The sequence below is a fragment of the Shigella sonnei genome (genome assembly GCF_002950395.1).
GTDB lineage: Bacteria > Pseudomonadota > Gammaproteobacteria > Enterobacterales > Enterobacteriaceae > ECMA0423.
Map to the genome: position 1 here is coordinate 1,268,003 of NZ_CP026802.1, position 16,610 is coordinate 1,284,612.

The window sequence follows — 16,610 nt, forward strand, 5'->3', positions numbered from 1 at the left end:
TCTTCTCCTGAACGCGAGATGTTCCATAGCGTAGGCTTACTGATAACGGAGTGCAATCTTGCAAACCAGTATTACCCGCTCTTAAGCATCACGTGCTATGTTATTGACACACAAAAGCGTTGAGGAACAGTGAGATGATCGTTTTAGTAACTGGAGCAACGGCAGGTTTTGGTGAATGCATTACTCGTCGTTTTATTCAACAAGGGCATAAAGTTATCGCCACTGGCCGTCGCCAGGAGCGGTTGCAGGAGTTAAAAGACGAACTGGGAGATAATCTGTATATCGCCCAACTGGACGTTCGCAACCGCGCCGCTATTGAAGAGATGCTGGCATCGCTTCCTGCCGAGTGGTGCAATATTGATATCCTGGTAAATAATGCCGGCCTGGCGTTGGGCATGGAGCCTGCGCATAAAGCCAGCGTTGAAGACTGGGAAACGATGATTGATACCAACAACAAAGGCCTGGTATATATGACGCGCGCCGTCTTACCGGGTATGGTTGAACGTAATCATGGTCATATTATTAACATTGGCTCAACGGCAGGTAGCTGGCCGTATGCCGGTGGTAACGTTTACGGTGCGACGAAAGCGTTTGTTCGTCAGTTTAGCCTGAATCTGCGTACGGACCTGCATGGTACGGCGGTGCGCGTCACCGACATCGAACCGGGTCTGGTGGGTGGCACCGAGTTTTCCAATGTCCGCTTTAAAGGCGATGACGGTAAAGCGGAAAAAACCTATCAAAATACCGTTGCATTGACGCCAGAAGATGTCAGCGAAGCCGTCTGGTGGGTGTCAACGCTGCCTGCTCACGTCAATATCAATACCCTGGAAATGATGCCGGTTACCCAAAGCTATGCCGGACTGAATGTCCACCGTCAGTAATTTTTATACCCGGCGTAACTGCCGGGTTATTGCTTGTCACAAAAAAGTGGTAGACTCATGCAGTTAACTCACTCACAAGCAAGAACGAATGACCGTCGAAACGCAACTTAATCCCACACAGCCTGTCAATCAGCAAATTTATCGTATTCTTCGTCGCGACATTGTCCATTGCCTGATTGCACCAGGCACACCGTTGTCGGAAAAAGAAGTTTCTGTTCGTTTCAATGTGTCACGCCAGCCGGTTCGTGAAGCCTTTATTAAACTGGCGGAAAACGGCCTGATTCAAATTCGTCCGCAGCGTGGCAGCTACGTCAACAAAATTTCCATGGCCCAGGTGCGCAATGGCAGTTTTATCCGTCAGGCCATTGAGTGCGCGGTGGCGCGTCGGGCGGCGAGCATGATTACCGAAAGCCAGTGCTACCAACTGGAACAAAATCTTCACCAGCAACGCATTGCCATTGAGCGCAAGCAACTGGATGATTTTTTTGAACTTGATGACAACTTCCATCAACTCCTGACGCAGATTGCCGACTGTCAACTGGCGTGGGATACCATTGAGAACCTGAAAGCGACCGTTGATCGCGTGCGCTATATGAGTTTCGACCACGTTTCTCCACCAGAAATGCTGTTACGCCAGCATCTTGATATTTTCTCTGCCCTGCAAAAACGTGATGGCGATGCGGTAGAACGTGCAATGACGCAACATTTGCAGGAAATCAGCGAATCCGTGCGCCAGATCCGCCAGGAAAATAGCGACTGGTTTAGCGAAGAGTAATTCATTTCCTCTCATCCCATCCGGGGTGAGAGTCTTTTCCCCCGCCTTATGGCTCATGCATGTATCAAAAAAGATGTGAGCTTGATCAAAAACAAAAAATATTTCACTCGACAGGAGTATTTATATTGCGCCCGTTACGTGGGCTTCGACTGTAAATCAGAAAGGAGAAAATACCTATGACGACCTACGATCGTAACCGTAACGCAATCACCACTGGCAGCCGTGTTATGGTTAGCGGCACCGGTCACACTGGCAAGATCCTGTCGATTGATACTGAAGGTCTGACCGCTGAGCAAATCCGCCGCGGAAAAACCGTAGTTGTTGAAGGTTGTGAAGAGAAACTGGCACCTCTGGACCTGATTCGTCTCGGCATGAACTAAGCGTGTGAATGCCGCCGATGGCGGCATTGCTTTTTTTACTTCACGGAATATTTCGCCACGGTCGCTTTCGCGCCATGCGCTAATAAAGACAAGTACGCTTCCGTCACTTTTGCAGTAAACAAACTATTGTCTGGCAAATCATCACCAAAGATCGCCTTAATCGCCAGCAATGACTGGACGCGCGCTTTCCCTTCAGCACTACTTTGTACAGCCTTCTGAATAACAGGTAACAGTGGGTCACTGATTTCAATCGGATTTCCCTGTTCATCAACACCACCGACATAACGCATCCAACCCGCGACGCCCAGTGCCAGCAGATCGAACTTGCTGTCATGCGCCAGATGCCAGCGAACAGAATCCAACATCCGCTGTGGCAATTTCTGGCTGCCATCCATCGCAATCTGCCAGGTTCGATGACGTAACGCCGGGTTGCTATAGCGTTCAATTAATCGGTTAGCGTAATCTTGCAAATCAACGCCCTGCACTTTCAGCGTCGGCGCTTGTTCCTGCAACATCAAGCCATACGCCGCATAACGATAATGTTCATCTTCCATGCAGTCATTAATGTGCTGATATCCAGCAAGATAACCCAAATACGCCAGGAATGAATGACTGCCGTTGAGCATGCGCAACTTCATCTCTTCATAAGGCAGCACATCACTAACCAGTTCGGCTCCCGCTTTTTCCCATTCTGGACGTCCGGCAACAAAGTTATCTTCTATTACCCACTGGCGGAAAGGTTCACAGGCAACGCCCGCAGGATCGCCCACACCGGTAAGTTGTTCGATTTTCGCCAGCGTATCCTCTGTCACTGCGGGCACAATACGGTCCACCATTGTTGATGGGAAAGTCACGTTATCTTCGATCCATTGTGCCAGTTTTACATCAACAGCTTTCGCGTATGAAGTGACAACGTCACGCATAACATGACCGTTTTCTGGCATGTTGTCACATGACATGACGGTAAATGCGGGAAGTCCTGCCGCTTTACGGCGGGCCAGCGCCTCAACAATCACCCCTGTTGCTGTTTTCGGCTGGTGGGGATTTTGCACGTCGGCAGCGACCATCGGGTGATCGAGCATTAACTGTCCGGTCGCCGGAGAGTGGAAATACCCTTTTTCGGTGATTGTCAGAGAGACAATCGCGATTTGCGGTTCACACATCGCAGCCAACACGGTTTCTAAGCCATCCATCTGTACGTGCAAGGCTTTCTTAACGACGCCAACGACGCGAGCCGTCCACGCATCGGCCGACATTTCCGCAACGGTATAAAGATTATCTTGCTGTTGTAAATCGGCAATTTGCTGTTCGCCGCCGATTAAGTTGACCTCATAATATCCCCAGTCACTGAAATGTTCTGTAGCAAGAATATCGGCATACACGCCCTGATGCGCACGGTGAAATGCACCAAAGCCTAAATGAATAATTCTTGGGGCCAGGTTATTACGATCATAAACAGGGAGTGTCGCTTTTGCTGATAACAAATTATTTCCCATAACAATTCCTTAAATATAAATATGGCAAGCTATATGTTTTGTTATATGGGTAATGACTCCAACTTATTGATAGTGTTTTATGTTCAGATAATGCCCGATGACTTTGTCATGCAGCTCCACCGATTTTGAGAACGACAGCGACTTCCGTCCCAGCCGTGCCAGGTGCTGCCTCAGATTCAGGTTATGCCGCTCAATTCGCTGCGTATATCGCTTGCTGATTACGTGCAGCTTTCCCTTCAGGCGGGATTCATACAGCGGCCAGCCATCCGTCATCCATATCACCACGTCAAAGGGTGACAGCAGGCTCATAAGACGCCCCAGCGTCGCCATAGTGCGTTCACCGAATACGTGCGCAACAACCGTCTTCCGGAGACTGTCATACGCGTAAAACAGCCAGCGCTGGCGCGATTTAGCCCCGACATAGCCCCACTGTTCGTCCATTTCCGCGCAGACGATGACGTCACTGCCCGGCTGTATGCGCGAGGTTACCGACTGCGGCCTGAGTTTTTTAAGTGACGTAAAATCGTGTTGAGGCCAACGCCCATAATGCGTGCTGTTGCCCGGCATCCAACGCCATTCATGGCCATATCAATGATTTTCTGGTGCGTACCGGGTTGAGAAGCGGTGTAAGTGAACTGCAGTTGCCATGTTTTACGGCAGTGAGAGCAGAGATAGCGCTGATGTCCGGCAGTGCTTTTGCCGTTACGCACCACCCCGTCAGTAGCTGAACAGGAGGGACAGCTGATAGAAACAGAAGCCACTGGAGCACCTCAAAAACACCATCATACACTAAATCAGTAAGTTGGCAGCATCACCCCGCCACAGAACAATTATTGCTTTTGCCGTTGATGACAATAAAGTTTTTATCGCAGGCGTATACCACGGTGGGCAAATCTATGAAACCGATTTTTTATCCAGTGCACCGTAAAACCCCCATCCTTCAGGGCGTGGCGGATATCAAACTTTGGTCATTTTCTCTGGCTGATCTTTACCGGATAACCATCCCGAAGATCAATTAAGTGCTCCGGTTCAGAAGCAAACCATGCATAAGATCCCCACGCCAATTCTGGTATTGCCTTTTTAAAAGGCAGAGCACTTCTGTCCATAAATGCCGTAAGGAATGCAAGATTTTTCTCGCTGAACCCAGCGTCAATAGCCAAATGAGTGAGAGTAACTTTTCGTTCCCTGTTTATAGGCCCATCTGTCGCAACTACTTCAGTGAAAACTACAAGCATGTCCGAACCCGTTCGGTCCTCTCCCAAATCAATCAAAATAATATCTGGAAGTGCTTTTGAGGCATCAATATTCAGCCCCAATGCTTTTGCCAATACATCATCCTGAGCAACAACTTTATTCCCGGATTCAGACAACCAGAGCACAGTTGGATTCTTAAGAAAATTAGGAGCAAAAACTTCGATGACGGCCTTAGCTATTGTACTTGACGGGCCCGGAGCTAAAGTTCTCTTCTCTCCATTTGGGAAAGTGACGACTACGGCATCAGCAGCAATCACTGCCCCTGATTTCAATAAACGCAACCTAGCAAGAGCGGCTTTGTTCAAATGATTTTCTTGCCAGGAACTTATTGCACTCAGCAGCGAATCTCCTTCAAGCCCGGCATCAAAGAGTGCTGCAAAAGAGCGATTCAAACTGTAACGAGGACGAGAGGATGTGGTGGGTATACCTTTACGCTCAACAATTGCATTGCAAGGTATTAGGCCATTTTTTATAGTTTCATCACGTATTGGCTCACGCGTATTTTCCGCATACCATGCATCAGCAGGCCTTATCTTTTGTTTAGAGAAAGTCATCTTTACCCAGCTTTCTCTGGACGCATCATCAGTAAGAGCAGCCTGCGAATCTCCCATACTTACAACCTGGCTGGGCCTTATCCATCGCCCCAGCCCCTCAACCGCACCAGCATAAAACATGACAAAAATTGTTTTTGCAGCTATTTCCCGAATTAAATATCCACGATTCTCAGTCCCTTCAGGGAAAATTAATTGTAATCTTTCCCGGATAACATTCAATGGGGGAACAACAGGCAGATTCATGCAATCATCACTCCATAGAAACCAGCGATAGTTCTCTCAATAATCCGTCTGTGGACGCCAGCATCAATTAACGATTGAATCTCCATCACCTGCTCCAGAGAAGGCAACGGGATTGAATTCAATTCATAGGCCGAAACAGCAACACTTCCGCTTATACACCTGAACGCCCGATCGACAACATGCGAATTAAGTAGCATATCAATAACATCAGGGCGAACCGCAGAGAACAATCCGTTTGAATATACAATATTAATATGGTTTTCAACTACTACGCCACCAGTTTCATCTATAAATCCCTGAGGTAAAATTGCCGCTAAAATCCTTCTGTCCTGTTCCTTCGATGTTGTCCGCTGAACAAGCACACATTCAGATTTTGTCACAAGGAAACCCTGTTGTGGGGTTATATCGATATAGGGAACATGATTTTTTCTGTCTGCACTAAAACGAAAACCAGCTGAAGTTATTGATTCCGCCCAGACTAATGGGTAGCTATTTTTTCCTTTCGTCGTACGCAACTGCGACTTAAATCGATTCCAGACTAACTGACCTGTAGAGACTGAGTATCCCAGATCAGCTAAACGCGTAGACATCTGTTTTAATACATTAAGAAAACAGGCATCATCTTTAACGCGTGGCAAAAGCCACGTTGCTCCACCTTTTTCTATATCAACATTACCTATTTTCTCAATTTTTGCTTTGTTCAACCCCTTAGGGACAAGTGAGGATACCTGGGCCCGAACTTTATGTTCTCCCGCCTTGAATGCTGTCAACATTGTTTCCTGGAGAACATCGTCAAAGACCCCATCCCTGTCAGTGACGAAATCAAGGGCATACGGAGTAGTTTTTTCGGTCAAAAGGGTTCGCAGCGCGGTGAAATACTGCCCACCAAGAAAAGAAGTTGGCGTAAGAAATGCAATAACTCCTGTTTTCTCTTTAACCATGCGAACAGCTAAGTCGGTGAACAATCCATATAGATTTGCATGACCAAATAACGAACGAGAATATTTTTCTCTCGTTTTAATATCGAGAGTGACACGTCCGTAAGGCGGATTCCCTACCACAAGATCATAACCAGAAAATTTATCTTGCTGAAGCGCATCAGCAACAATAATTGTATCTTCAGGCAATCTACGTTTTACCTTTACACATAGTGGCATTAGTACAGATTCGAGCAATACCAAACTCATCCAAGCCGCAAATGGATCGATTTCTATCCCCTTTAAACGACGACTGATTCTCCTCAACATCCATTCAGGGGAAGACCCCTTGTCTTTTTTTAACATTCGAATGGCTACTGGTGCCAAAAATGCACCGCCACCACACGCAGGATCAATAACCGATGCATGAGAAAAATCAACACCAGACTTTTCAGCCAGGTCCAAGAGACGCGCTACCAAAGGTGGGGGGGTATAGTAAGCCCCCAATTCCGAACGGTAAGCGGATGGCAGCATTACCGTATAAATTGACCCAATCAGATATCCAGCGTCCTCCGCCGGAAATTGAGCAATAAGCTCACCTGTTCGTTCAGCGAGCTCGCGTGCATCACATGGAATGTCTTCTATGTAAACAGTGTGCGGTACTGCCCTCATTTTAATGCTGCTTTTTTGCTTTTTTGCAAGGGTATCCCAATATGCAGCTACGATGCTGAAGCAGTATGAGCGGGCATGCATCAACCTTGACTGCCCGGTTTTGTAATTGCCCGCATAACCTTTGGCCATGGCTTTACAAGTTTGATATCTTTCCAGATTAGAAAACTCATTATCTGTAAAAAAATCAAAATGTTGCACATTCATAATGTAAAATCCTAATGTATCAAACATGCGGGCCATAACATCTCATGGTGGCGCATAGCAAACTGGCCCGAAGAATATCACGCACCAAGTCGATCTCATAACCCGTTATGACAATAAATCTTTGTAGCTGAACTCACTTGGTGATTTGTCAATCATTCCTGGCCTCCAGTTCGTCCTGAATCTCTTTATCGAGTTCACCGTATTTGTTAGTCCTCATCACTCACGACTTGACTTCCAGAAATAACCTTGATTATTCGGGGCTATATTTTGTCACCCTGCGTATCCGCGCTTTCGCATTACGCTCAATCTGGATTAGCTTTTCTATATTTTTTCGCCTTTCCCGCTCCTCCTGGCGCAAGAGCCTTACATCATCTGCCAGTCTGGTTTCTCTTTTCGCCACAGAGAGCATCCAGTCAAATGGCTCCACAACTGCACCGCAAATTTTACAGCGGACCTGACGCTCTTTTTCGTCAACCCGGACAGAAGCGTGATGGCAATATGGTCTTTCCGATGGCTCATAAAGAAAATTAACCTGATTACGAGGGTTATCCTCTTTTACCGGAAATAAAACAATATTGCTTAACTCATCTTCTGGTTTTATTTCCATGCTCCTCTCCTTTGATGCGAATGCCAGCGGTAATTGAAGCCTGATAGCTAATTTCACTCACAGTACCGCCTCCTGAAAATCACCCTGATAGAAAGCCGGTACACGCTGCATAACTTCACTCTTCCGGCACTCGCGACAGATTATGTTCTGATGTCTGTCGTAGCGGCGTATTTCTCCGTCTGGTAATGACCAGATAAGGTCCGGATCAACCACAGATGGTTTCTTCAGCTTTGCCCTCGAGAGTTTTTTGCGGGCGTTTTGCCAGTCCTTACGAGCCTGTTCAGACGGGAATAACCCGTAGCCAGAGTTGTATACATCCCCACTGGCAACCAGCTCTCTGGCGAGAACGCTTATTAAATATCTTGTCGCCCCGGTTTTAGCTTCCAGTTGTCGTAACGTCTCGCGCCCACTCTGGCGTACGAGTTCAACAACCTGCCCCTTAATTTTTTCCCGCTCTTCCTGTGTAAATACTTTTGCCATAAGCGCCCCCGGCAATCACTTTTCCGACACAATACGACCGGAGGAATCGACAATCTGTCGAACAATATCCCGGTGCTTGTTCAGCTCCCGCAACGCGGCGCAGACACGCTCCCACTTCTGGACATGACTTTTCGCCCGACGCAGTTCGCGGTTTGCCATATGCAGCGATGGTAAAACCAGGTCATCCGCTTGCGTTTCGGTGAACGATGGCAACGACTGCACAATGTCCGCCACAGTTTCTGTTTTAATTTCTTCCTGTGTTGCAGCTTCCTGTACCGGTAACGCAACACCTGCTGGCTGAGGAAAGACTTTACCATCCGTTTCCGCTATGGATGCGGCTTTCGGCTCTGCCGGTAAATCAGCGCCCGGTATGCAGTACCGAAATTTACCGCCCTGATTCACGCGAATCAGACGCCCTTTGCTGATTGCCATGGCCAGCGATGAATTCGCCCGGCGGGAGGTAATCCCGAACATCAGTGCCAGCTCATCCGCCGTTTGTGGGCCATGTTGTTCAATCGCCTCAGTCAGCATTTGCGCTGTCACTTTCGGTACCGGTGACACTGGTTCACTTTCACCAGCCTGAATCAGCCACCACATCGAACCCTTGTTATCCGCTTCACCACGGCGCTTCAGTTTCCACAGTTCGTTGACCGCATCTTCACGGCTGATTCCAAGGCGGGACGCCACCACATGTGAAGAGGCTCTTTTCAGTGCTTTCAGTGCGTCAAATACAGTTTCCATTAAAACATCCTCCAACAAAAATTACTTCACAACTCCCGGAAAGCTGACATTTGAACGCCAGCTATCCCAGTTAAACGTCACCCACCGACAACCGTTCATGGTCATGCGGTCCATAATCCTCTCACCAAGAAGCGTGCTCATTGCGGCATGATTCAGGTTTGTTAACATCCCGACACTGCACAGTGATGCTGTCCGGCGATCAATTATCTGGTGCAATACCACCTGCTCGTTTTTCGTCTCCCGCTGAATGCCTATTTCATCCAGGACCAGCAAATCAACCCCGCAAAGCTCCTGTAAAAATTTTTCACCGGATTTGCCGTTGTCGTAGCTGTCATGCAACACGCTCATGACATCAGACTCGGTGACGATAATCACGCTGCGCCCCTTCGCCATCAGCCGGTTACCCATCGCCGCTGCAAGGTGATTTTTCCCGGTGCCGGTTTTACCGCTGAACACAAAATTCGTGCACCCGGTCATCAGTTCGTCAGCTATGGATTTGGCCTGGCTCAGCGCGTATTTTTGCCCGTCGTTCTGCACCTGATAATTCGCAAACGAGCATTTGCTGTGCAGAGGCTGGATGCCCGAACGATTCAGGATTTTTTCCACCCGCAACTGGCGATTCTGGCGGTTAATCTCCTCGCTGCGTTTTCGTCCTTCAGCAAGTTGCCATTCCCGCCACTCCTCCACCGTCCGGTACGGTGGAACCGCCCCCTGTGGTGCAAGTCTGTGAATACGTTCAAGAACCCCGGCTGCCGCAATGTTTTTCATGCCACATCACCCCCTGAATCCCGGCGGAATTTCGGTATCCGGTTCAGAAATATGATTCACACAACGCTGGTTGTTCGTGCCGCTTACCGGGAGCAACCAGGGGTTTTCAAAATTCCGGTCCGGCCCAAAAAACGTCGTCGCTCGCTGAACAAATTCCGTTCCCGCTTTCCCGGTCGCCGCCAGGTATCTCGCGTAACGCCTCACACCATCCAGCATGGTCTCTGGTGGCACCCCCTCGCGCAATCTGGCCTTCCAGGCACTGAATGCGGATTTCTTCGGGTTTGCCCCGGCACGCAACGGGTATTCCCGCCAGACCTGTTCGAACACATCCGGATAATCCACTCGTCCCACAGGCTGCCCGGTGTTTTCCGGGGCTACCCGATCGGCTTCCCGCTGAATGGCGGAATCGGCTTCAGGCTGCTGCAGTTGGAGTGATTGCTCCGGCCTTGCGGTCATCACCTGCTGCACAGCGCCCGAATCGGCTTTCAGCGCATACGCTGAATCGGCTTCCGGTGTCGAGCCTGCTGGCTGACCAGGATTGACGGTCTGAACATCCCCTGCCTGGTTCGTGGCGTTTTTTACGCCATGGACCATAGTGTTTTGATCTTCTTTATCTGTATCTTTATCTGTATCTGTCGTGACTCGTCGTGACATGTGCGTGACATTTCGTGACGCGCCGTGACAATCGCCATTTTGTTCCCGCTTTCTTTCCCTCTCTCGCTGCGCCCTCTTGCGCTCTGCAGGAGATTTTGCGGTTTGCGAAATATTGCCGTTGTCCTCTTTAAGCACCTGGCGTTTTTCCCATCCAGTGATTAAATCACCATCAAGTACCCGCCCCTGCATCGTCTGCAAAATTGAATCAATTACCTCTTCTGTCACGTCGAGCGCACTTGCCAAATCTTCTGTCGTGACATCAATGTGACCTCGCGTGACATTTCGTGACGCGCTCACCAGGAGGTGGATATACACTGCCATCACTGTTGCAATTGGCTGCCCTGACACCCTGGCAATTGTTCGCCACTTAGGGTCATTTGGCATGTCATGCCATAATCTGAGCCAGGCGTTAGCCATACTCACCTCTTCTGATACCGAATCTTTTTACTCACGAGTTGCCGGGAGCGATTCGATATGGCTATTGTCAGTCAATGTACTGCCACAGCATTTCCTGCCGGGCCACCACGGTTCATCTGATTGAAACCGGCGATTGCCACTGCGACAAAATCATCAGCGTCTCTCACCAGTCGTTCATGCGTCTCCACCAGTTCCCGAAAATAAGCTGAACTGTGGCTGCGCATTCGAGCCACCAGCGGAGGTGGCATTGCCCTTTCGATCGCAGGTAACAACGCCTGAATTTTTTCAACAGCGTCAGGGGTGTCTTTATCCAGCCAACGGAAAATCTTTTGGGTGTTGAGATAAAGCGTGTTGTGCTTGCTGTCGTTATGCAGAACCGGAAACGTCATTCCCAGTTCGAAATAAACCCTGGTTATTTCAGCTGCCGGAACTTTTTCACCGTCCGGATGCGCCCAGGCTTTCATCGCCATGCGGATGTGTTCATGCTTGATTTTCATGAATCAACCCCCGCCGATGGTTGTGTGTTAGCCTGAAACTCAGCAGGCAAGCCGTCAGTTGGGTTGGGGTAGGTTTTACTGTCAATCTCATGTGGGGTCACCACCCATCCCGTTGCTTCACACCAACGTAATATTTTTTCTCCTGTAAGTTTTGCACGCCCCGTTATAACGTGGCTGACCATCCCTTGGGATGCGCCAACAATCTCAGCAAATGAACTCTGGGTTATATGAAAATGATGCAAATATTCTCCAAGATTCATAATCCGCCCTATGTGATGTGTTACCAATGCATAATTAATAGCACTGTTATTTTTAAAAGTAAATAGTGATGCTATTTCAAAGTGATTAGCAATCTTATTAGAATTGGATGTATGAAAAGAAAATCATTGTCAGACACCGACCTCAACGCCGCCAGAAGACTGAAAGAAATCTGGATGGCAAAGAAATCTCAGTTGGGATTGACTCAGGAACGTGCGGCGGAAATTATGGGGTTTTCAACACAAGGGGCGGTAAGTCACTACCTAAATGGTCAAACCCCACTAAACCTTGAGGCTGTTCTAAAGTTTGCTGGCTTACTGAAAGTTCCCCCTGAGTCAATCAGGCCAGACATGGTAGATTTGCTGCAAATTGCAAGGATGTATTGTCGAGAACCACAGCAAGATAACATAGTCGCATTACCAGCAGACACAGAACAAACAGAGGATGAACTACCGTTTGCCGTAGAGCCGATGGAACGAGATTTAATCCATACGTTCAGAGCTTTTCCGAAAGAAGATCAAGAACACATGCTTCAGGAGATGAAAGATAAAAAAGAATCAATGGATCGTACGGTTGCGCGGTGGTTAGCTGCACAAAAAGGCCGTCGCGCCTAAATCAGAGGAGATATGTAAAATGAGTACAGTCCTTTCCCCAATGGTTTCAGAATTTGAGACAGTTGAGCAAGAAAATAGTTACAACGAATGGCTGCGGGCCAAAGTAGCAGCAAGCCTCGCGGATCCCCGCCCGGCGATTCCGCATGATGAGGTAATGGCGGAAATGGAACAAATTATTGCCCAAATTGCTGCTGCAACTCACAGAGGTGAATAATGTTACCCGTTTTATGGCTACCATCTGCTCGTGATGATTTGCGCCAGATCGTAGCCTACATAGCTAAAGAAAATCCCGCGGCAGCACGCAGAATGAAAATTCGAATTGAAACATCCGTTTTGCCGCTCACAGAGCATCCTTACCTGTATCCTCCAAGCGAGCGAGTTCTTGGTCTTCGTGAAATTGTAACTCATCCTAACTACATCATCCTTTACCGAGTAACAGCATCAAGCATAGAAGTAGTAAATATTGTGCATTCTCGAAGACAGTATCCAGGCAAAAACAGTTAATTATTCCCGCCGACAGAACCACCTTAGGGTGGTTTTTTCTTGCCCCAACAAAAAACAATAGCGATGCTATTTACATCAAAAAAAATAATGATGCTATTGTTTCAGGCGTCAACCCACCCCGCCCCACAGAATGCAGGGCAATACTTCGAGTTACCAGACAGTGGTCAGGGGTTAAGTAGCCAGCCCGAGGCGTAAGAACATGACGGCAGGGTTCAATCTTTAACTATGCAGCAGGTTTTTTGTTCCGCCACCCCGGCGTTAAGGGGAAATGAGGTCAGCATGGATACTATCGATCTTGGCAACAACGAATCTCTGGTGTGCGGCGTGTTCCCTAACCAGGATGGAACGTTTACCGCCATGACGTATACCAAAAGCAAAACGTTTAAAACCGAATCTGGCGCGCGTTGCTGGTTAGCCAGAAACACTGACTGATGAGGCTGACGATGGAATTTAAAGATTTACCGTCTGATGTACAGAAAACAGCAGCTCATACATTGCATTCTGTGCTGCGAGAAATCGGGAAAGATATTGCAAGCGAGCCAGCAAAAGATCTGGCCCGGAAAATCAAGACCGCTTTCGTTGAGCTTTATAATGTTGGCACTGACTCTGAAACTGTCGAGACCAAGACCGTAAGTTCACCAATATTCTCACTTGAGCCAAGCGTATTATCAGGTGAAATATGCACCGAGATTTCCAGCGAACTGCTTCCGGTAATACGAGAAGCAATTCGCCGTCGCGGTTTGGATGGAAGTTATGATCATGACGTTCTGCAAGTTCTCAGGACAATGGTGACTTCACTGGGGATTTGATCCCTGCGTCCTCTAAGCTTTTGATATAGCGGTCCTCCAAGAAGCGGTAAATTTTGTCGAAATCATCTTTTCCCTCTGGTTTATTCAGAGGATTACAGGACCCGTAAGTAGCGGCATACATTTCAACCGTTTGGTAATGACTCCAACTTATTGATAGTGTTTTATGTTCAGATAATGCCCGATGACTTTGTCATGCAGCTCCACCGATTTTGAGAACGACAGCGACTTCCGTCCCAGCCGTGCCAGGTGCTGCCTCAGATTCAGGTTATGCCGCTCAATTCGCTGCGTATATCGCTTGCTGATTACGTGCAGCTTTCCCTTCAGGCGGGATTCATACAGCGGCCAGCCATCCGTCATCCATATCACCACGTCAAAGGGTGACAGCAGGCTCATAAGACGCCCCAGCGTCGCCATAGTGCGTTCACCGAATACGTGCGCAACAACCGTCTTCCGGAGACTGTCATACGCGTAAAACAGCCAGCGCTGGCGCGATTTAGCCCCGACATAGCCCCACTGTTCGTCCATTTCCGCGCAGACGATGACGTCACTGCCCGGCTGTATGCGCGAGGTTACCGACTGCGGCCTGAGTTTTTTAAGTGACGTAAAATCGTGTTGAGGCCAACGCCCATAATGCGTGCAGTTGCCCGGCATCCAACGCCATTCATGGCCATATCAATGATTTTCTGGTGCGTACCGGGTTGAGAAGCGGTGTAAGTGAACTGCAGTTGCCATGTTTTACGGCAGTGAGAGCAGAGATAGCGCTGATGTCCGGCAGTGCTTTTGCCGTTACGCACCACCCCGTCAGTAGCTGAACAGGAGGGACAGCTGATAGAAACAGAAGCCACTGGAGCACCTCAAAAACACCATCATACACTAAATCAGTAAGTTGGCAGCATCACCCAACCGTTTTATCAAAAATATAAGAGACAAATTCTTCTTTAGTCATATAGATTTCCTTCTTGGTTATTCGGGATAAGAAGGATACCACCTCGCCTGACGTGGTTAAAAGCAGGCACACAACGCGAAATGACGCGGCGGTAAGTATGGCGGAGTTATTCCTTCCCCGTTGAGGACACCGGGTTGTCAGGTTGACCATACGCTTAAGTGACAACCACGCCACAACACTCCATGTTGATTGGTACCTTTGGCGGCATCAGTTTCATTGCTGGCTGATGTCCGCCCTTTTTAAAGTGAATTTTGTGATGCGGTGAATGCGGCTCAGCGCACGCGGCACAGTTAAAAAGCGATTAGTTCCCCCGTATCGGGTGGTTATGGGTTTCCCTGTATCCGGCGTTAATTGTTAACTGGTTAACGTCACCTGGAGGCACCAGGCACCGCATCAACAAAGTTCACTTCGGTGATGAAAGGAAAGAGAAAATGTTGAATGTAGCTATTGAAAACCAGAACGGGTGGAATTATAGTGCACCTGCACCTTATAAAACGGGTGCCGGGCGTGGAAACCCGAACGTTACTCGAGCGCATAGCCGCGCTGAAGCGGTTTTTTTTATGCGTAATGCACAGCTCCATTCAAATTATGGTGGGATGTGCAGGGCAGTCGCAAGACTGGCCGGGTTCTCGAGTGACCGGTATTTCCACCCCTGTACGTCTCACCACCCTTATGGTCGTGGAAAACCTCGGTGGTGAGTTAATTAACTTATCACTCGAGGATGCCATCATGGCTACTATCCCTGCCCTTTCTCACCCTGACGTAACCATCGAAAATGGTCGCGCTGTCACTACGTCTATTGCGATCGCAGAGTTCTTTGGCAAGCGTCACGACAATGTGTTACGTGCCATCGCAAATACTGAATGCTCACCTGAATTTAACGCCCTCAATTTTGAGGACGTCACCTACACTGACGCCAAAGGCGAAAAACGCCCGATGTACCAAATCACCAAAAACGGCTTCGTTTTCCTGGTGATGGGATTCACTGGCAAAAAAGCCGCTGCATTTAAAGAAGCCTACATTGCTGAGTTCGATCGCATGGAGGCCGAACTGCGCCAGAATAACACCCCACCCACTGACAAAATAATTCCAGGCGATGGCCGCACCCTGGTTGTTCACTTCGACGAACGCGGCAACATCAGATTCACCGAAACCGTTCCTGATGGCGCACGGGTCTGTACCATGGAGACTTTCCGGTTGGTAATGACTCCAACTTATTGATAGTGTTTTATGTTCAGATAATGCCCGATGACTTTGTCATGCAGCTCCACCGATTTTGAGAACGACAGCGACTTCCGTCCCAGCCGTGCCAGGTGCTGCCTCAGATTCAGGTTATGCCGCTCAATTCGCTGCGTATATCGCTTGCTGATTACGTGCAGCTTTCCCTTCAGGCGGGATTCATACAGCGGCCAGCCATCCGTCATCCATATCACCACGTCAAAGGGTGACAGCAGGCTCATAAGACGCCCCAGCGTCGCCATAGTGCGTTCACCGAATACGTGCGCAACAACCGTCTTCCGGAGACTGTCATACGCGTAAAACAGCGAGCGCTGGCGCGATTTAGCCCCGACATAGCCCCACTGTTCGTCCATTTCCGCGCAGACGATGACGTCACTGCCCGGCTGTATGCGCGAGGTTACCGACTGCGGCCTGAGTTTTTTAAGTGACGTAAAATCGTGTTGAGGCCAACGCCCATAATGCGTGCAGTTGCCCGGCATCCAACGCCATTCATGGCCATATCAATGATTTTCTGGTGCGTACCGGGTTGAGAAGCGGTGTAAGTGAACTGCAGTTGCCATGTTTTACGGCAGTGAGAGCAGAGATAGCGCTGATGTCCGGCAGTGCTTTTGCCGTTACGCACCACCCCGTCAGTAGCTGAACAGGAGGGACAGCTGATAGAAACAGAAGCCACTGGAGCACCTCAAAAACACCATCATAC

General features: G+C 48.7%; 21 protein-coding genes and 3 pseudogenes. 11 read left to right on the forward strand and 13 right to left on the reverse strand.

The features are described 5' to 3' along the window. The first annotated feature begins 134 nt into the window (after positions 1-134). From ydfG to ydfZ, 3 genes are all read left to right on the forward strand, one after another. Positions 135-881, forward strand: a complete 747-nt coding sequence (gene ydfG / locus C1P89_RS06710) for a bifunctional NADP-dependent 3-hydroxy acid dehydrogenase/3-hydroxypropionate dehydrogenase YdfG (RefSeq protein WP_000636571.1) — start codon at positions 135-137, stop codon at positions 879-881. A gap of 88 nt (positions 882-969) precedes the next feature. Beyond that, complete coding sequence (gene rspR / locus C1P89_RS06715; protein WP_000215549.1) at positions 970-1,656, forward strand: DNA-binding transcriptional regulator rspR; 687 nt, start codon at positions 970-972, stop codon at positions 1,654-1,656. A 176-nt stretch (positions 1,657-1,832) separates the two neighbouring features. Next, the gene (gene ydfZ / locus C1P89_RS06720) at positions 1,833-2,036 is read left to right on the forward strand and encodes a putative selenium delivery protein YdfZ (RefSeq protein ID WP_000214712.1); all 204 of its coding nucleotides are present in this window, start codon (positions 1,833-1,835) and stop codon (positions 2,034-2,036) included. Positions 2,037-2,071: 35 nt separating this feature from the next. On the opposite strand, the gene C1P89_RS06725 is transcribed toward ydfZ, so the two are convergent. Next, positions 2,072-3,532 carry a mannitol dehydrogenase family protein gene (locus C1P89_RS06725; protein ID WP_000527756.1) on the reverse strand — a complete coding sequence of 487 codons (1,461 nt, stop codon included), beginning with the start codon at positions 3,530-3,532 and terminating at the stop codon, positions 2,072-2,074. A 63-nt stretch (positions 3,533-3,595) separates the two neighbouring features. Next, positions 3,596-4,293 (reverse strand): IS1-like element IS1A family transposase gene (locus C1P89_RS06730; RefSeq protein ID WP_094096600.1). Its coding sequence is split into 2 segments (ribosomal slippage): positions 3,596-4,044 and positions 4,044-4,293, totalling 699 coding nucleotides; the frame shifts between segments, so codons are not numbered across the junction. A gap of 56 nt (positions 4,294-4,349) precedes the next feature. Between C1P89_RS06730 and C1P89_RS26340 the strand changes: the two are divergent. Beyond that, positions 4,350-4,460 (forward strand): annotated as a pseudogene (locus C1P89_RS26340) (type II toxin-antitoxin system RelE/ParE family toxin); the annotation flags it as partial. A gap of 40 nt (positions 4,461-4,500) precedes the next feature. Here the strand turns inward: C1P89_RS26340 and C1P89_RS06735 are convergent. From C1P89_RS06735 to C1P89_RS06775, 9 genes are all read right to left on the reverse strand, one after another. Continuing rightward, on the reverse strand, positions 4,501-5,583 hold the full coding sequence (locus C1P89_RS06735; protein WP_001053102.1) for a BsuBI/PstI family type II restriction endonuclease: 1,083 nt from the start codon (positions 5,581-5,583) through the stop codon (positions 4,501-4,503). Next, positions 5,580-7,412, reverse strand: coding sequence for an HsdM family class I SAM-dependent methyltransferase (locus C1P89_RS06740; RefSeq protein WP_000113426.1), 1,833 nt, complete (start codon positions 7,410-7,412; stop codon positions 5,580-5,582). Before C1P89_RS06740 ends, C1P89_RS06735 begins: the two co-directional genes overlap by 4 nt. Before the next feature lie 214 nt (positions 7,413-7,626). Continuing rightward, entirely contained in the window at positions 7,627-7,983 is a 357-nt protein-coding gene (locus tag C1P89_RS06745; RefSeq protein ID WP_005140877.1) for a hypothetical protein, read from the reverse strand. A gap of 57 nt (positions 7,984-8,040) precedes the next feature. After that, positions 8,041-8,463: a DUF977 family protein gene (locus tag C1P89_RS06750; protein WP_001151171.1), complete on the reverse strand. Its 423-nt coding sequence runs from the start codon at positions 8,461-8,463 to the stop codon at positions 8,041-8,043. Between the two features lie 15 nt (positions 8,464-8,478). Further along, positions 8,479-9,204 carry a DUF1627 domain-containing protein gene (locus tag C1P89_RS06755; protein ID WP_000450631.1) on the reverse strand — a complete coding sequence of 242 codons (726 nt, stop codon included), beginning with the start codon at positions 9,202-9,204 and terminating at the stop codon, positions 8,479-8,481. Between the two features lie 21 nt (positions 9,205-9,225). After that, complete coding sequence (locus C1P89_RS06760; protein WP_000788740.1) at positions 9,226-9,972, reverse strand: ATP-binding protein; 747 nt, start codon at positions 9,970-9,972, stop codon at positions 9,226-9,228. A gap of 6 nt (positions 9,973-9,978) precedes the next feature. Then, positions 9,979-11,043 carry a hypothetical protein gene (locus C1P89_RS06765; RefSeq protein ID WP_001262380.1) on the reverse strand — a complete coding sequence of 355 codons (1,065 nt, stop codon included), beginning with the start codon at positions 11,041-11,043 and terminating at the stop codon, positions 9,979-9,981. Between the two features lie 71 nt (positions 11,044-11,114). Continuing rightward, positions 11,115-11,540 carry a toxin YdaT family protein gene (locus C1P89_RS06770; RefSeq protein ID WP_000693826.1) on the reverse strand — a complete coding sequence of 142 codons (426 nt, stop codon included), beginning with the start codon at positions 11,538-11,540 and terminating at the stop codon, positions 11,115-11,117. Next, entirely contained in the window at positions 11,537-11,800 is a 264-nt protein-coding gene (locus tag C1P89_RS06775; protein WP_001048456.1) for a helix-turn-helix domain-containing protein, read from the reverse strand. Before C1P89_RS06775 ends, C1P89_RS06770 begins: the two co-directional genes overlap by 4 nt. A 126-nt stretch (positions 11,801-11,926) precedes the next feature. Here C1P89_RS06775 and C1P89_RS06780 point away from each other — a divergent pair, with 126 nt between their 5' ends. The 5 genes from C1P89_RS06780 to C1P89_RS06800 all read left to right on the forward strand — a co-directional run bounded on the left by C1P89_RS06780 (position 11,927) and on the right by C1P89_RS06800 (position 13,725). Continuing rightward, complete coding sequence (locus tag C1P89_RS06780; protein WP_053002468.1) at positions 11,927-12,412, forward strand: helix-turn-helix domain-containing protein; 486 nt, start codon at positions 11,927-11,929, stop codon at positions 12,410-12,412. Between the two features lie 19 nt (positions 12,413-12,431). Continuing rightward, positions 12,432-12,626, forward strand: a complete 195-nt coding sequence (gene relB / locus C1P89_RS06785) for a type II toxin-antitoxin system RelB family antitoxin (protein ID WP_005142544.1) — start codon at positions 12,432-12,434, stop codon at positions 12,624-12,626. After that, complete coding sequence (locus C1P89_RS06790) at positions 12,626-12,916, forward strand: type II toxin-antitoxin system RelE/ParE family toxin (RefSeq protein ID WP_014334020.1); 291 nt, start codon at positions 12,626-12,628, stop codon at positions 12,914-12,916. Before relB ends, C1P89_RS06790 begins: the two co-directional genes overlap by 1 nt. Before the next feature lie 279 nt (positions 12,917-13,195). Then, positions 13,196-13,348, forward strand: a complete 153-nt coding sequence (locus tag C1P89_RS06795; RefSeq protein ID WP_000379558.1) for a DUF1391 family protein — start codon at positions 13,196-13,198, stop codon at positions 13,346-13,348. A gap of 11 nt (positions 13,349-13,359) precedes the next feature. Then, positions 13,360-13,725 (forward strand): hypothetical protein, encoded by a 366-nt coding sequence (locus C1P89_RS06800; protein ID WP_024174355.1) that lies wholly within the window; start codon positions 13,360-13,362, stop codon positions 13,723-13,725. Positions 13,726-13,872: 147 nt separating this feature from the next. On the opposite strand, the gene C1P89_RS06805 is transcribed toward C1P89_RS06800, so the two are convergent. Beyond that, positions 13,873-14,570, reverse strand: a protein-coding gene (locus C1P89_RS06805) for an IS1-like element IS1A family transposase (protein ID WP_094096600.1) whose coding sequence is annotated in 2 segments (ribosomal slippage) — positions 13,873-14,321 and positions 14,321-14,570 — 699 coding nt in all. Because the reading frame shifts where the segments join, the coding sequence is not laid out codon by codon here. Between the two features lie 415 nt (positions 14,571-14,985). On the opposite strand from C1P89_RS06805, the pseudogene C1P89_RS26425 reads away from it, so the two are divergent. Both C1P89_RS26425 and C1P89_RS06815 read left to right on the forward strand, forming a co-directional pair. Continuing rightward, a pseudogene (locus tag C1P89_RS26425) lies at positions 14,986-15,108 on the forward strand (cell division inhibition protein DicB); the annotation flags it as partial. Further along, positions 15,103-15,892 (forward strand): annotated as a pseudogene (locus C1P89_RS06815) (Rha family phage regulatory protein). The pseudogenes C1P89_RS26425 and C1P89_RS06815, both read left to right, overlap by 6 nt. Here C1P89_RS06815 and C1P89_RS06820 read toward each other — a convergent pair. Next, positions 15,886-16,583 (reverse strand): IS1-like element IS1A family transposase gene (locus tag C1P89_RS06820; RefSeq protein ID WP_237158186.1). Its coding sequence is split into 2 segments (ribosomal slippage): positions 15,886-16,334 and positions 16,334-16,583, totalling 699 coding nucleotides; the frame shifts between segments, so codons are not numbered across the junction. The pseudogene C1P89_RS06815 and the gene C1P89_RS06820 sit on opposite strands and share 7 nt — an antisense overlap. Positions 16,584-16,610 lie beyond the last annotated feature (27 nt).

Excerpts from the sequence above, each read along its gene's own strand:
- C1P89_RS06795 (WP_000379558.1), top strand. The coding sequence starts at position 13,196 with ATGGATACTATCGATCTTGGCAACAACGAATCTCTGGTGTGCGGCGTG.
- relB (WP_005142544.1), top strand. The coding sequence starts at position 12,432 with ATGAGTACAGTCCTTTCCCCAATGGTTTCAGAATTTGAGACAGTTGAG.
- C1P89_RS06750 (WP_001151171.1), bottom strand. The coding sequence starts at position 8,463 with ATGGCAAAAGTATTTACACAGGAAGAGCGGGAAAAAATTAAGGGGCAG.
- C1P89_RS06765 (WP_001262380.1), bottom strand. The coding sequence starts at position 11,043 with ATGGCTAACGCCTGGCTCAGATTATGGCATGACATGCCAAATGACCCT.
- C1P89_RS06755 (WP_000450631.1), bottom strand. The coding sequence starts at position 9,204 with ATGGAAACTGTATTTGACGCACTGAAAGCACTGAAAAGAGCCTCTTCA.
- C1P89_RS06745 (WP_005140877.1), bottom strand. The coding sequence starts at position 7,983 with ATGGAAATAAAACCAGAAGATGAGTTAAGCAATATTGTTTTATTTCCG.
- C1P89_RS06735 (WP_001053102.1), bottom strand. The coding sequence starts at position 5,583 with ATGAATCTGCCTGTTGTTCCCCCATTGAATGTTATCCGGGAAAGATTA.
- rspR (WP_000215549.1), top strand. The coding sequence starts at position 970 with ATGACCGTCGAAACGCAACTTAATCCCACACAGCCTGTCAATCAGCAA.
- C1P89_RS06740 (WP_000113426.1), bottom strand. The coding sequence starts at position 7,412 with ATGGCCCGCATGTTTGATACATTAGGATTTTACATTATGAATGTGCAA.
- C1P89_RS06775 (WP_001048456.1), bottom strand. The coding sequence starts at position 11,800 with ATGAATCTTGGAGAATATTTGCATCATTTTCATATAACCCAGAGTTCA.
- ydfG (WP_000636571.1), top strand. The coding sequence starts at position 135 with ATGATCGTTTTAGTAACTGGAGCAACGGCAGGTTTTGGTGAATGCATT.
- C1P89_RS06725 (WP_000527756.1), bottom strand. The coding sequence starts at position 3,532 with ATGGGAAATAATTTGTTATCAGCAAAAGCGACACTCCCTGTTTATGAT.
- C1P89_RS06760 (WP_000788740.1), bottom strand. The coding sequence starts at position 9,972 with ATGAAAAACATTGCGGCAGCCGGGGTTCTTGAACGTATTCACAGACTT.
- C1P89_RS06800 (WP_024174355.1), top strand. The coding sequence starts at position 13,360 with ATGGAATTTAAAGATTTACCGTCTGATGTACAGAAAACAGCAGCTCAT.
- C1P89_RS06790 (WP_014334020.1), top strand. The coding sequence starts at position 12,626 with ATGTTACCCGTTTTATGGCTACCATCTGCTCGTGATGATTTGCGCCAG.
- C1P89_RS06770 (WP_000693826.1), bottom strand. The coding sequence starts at position 11,540 with ATGAAAATCAAGCATGAACACATCCGCATGGCGATGAAAGCCTGGGCG.
- ydfZ (WP_000214712.1), top strand. The coding sequence starts at position 1,833 with ATGACGACCTACGATCGTAACCGTAACGCAATCACCACTGGCAGCCGT.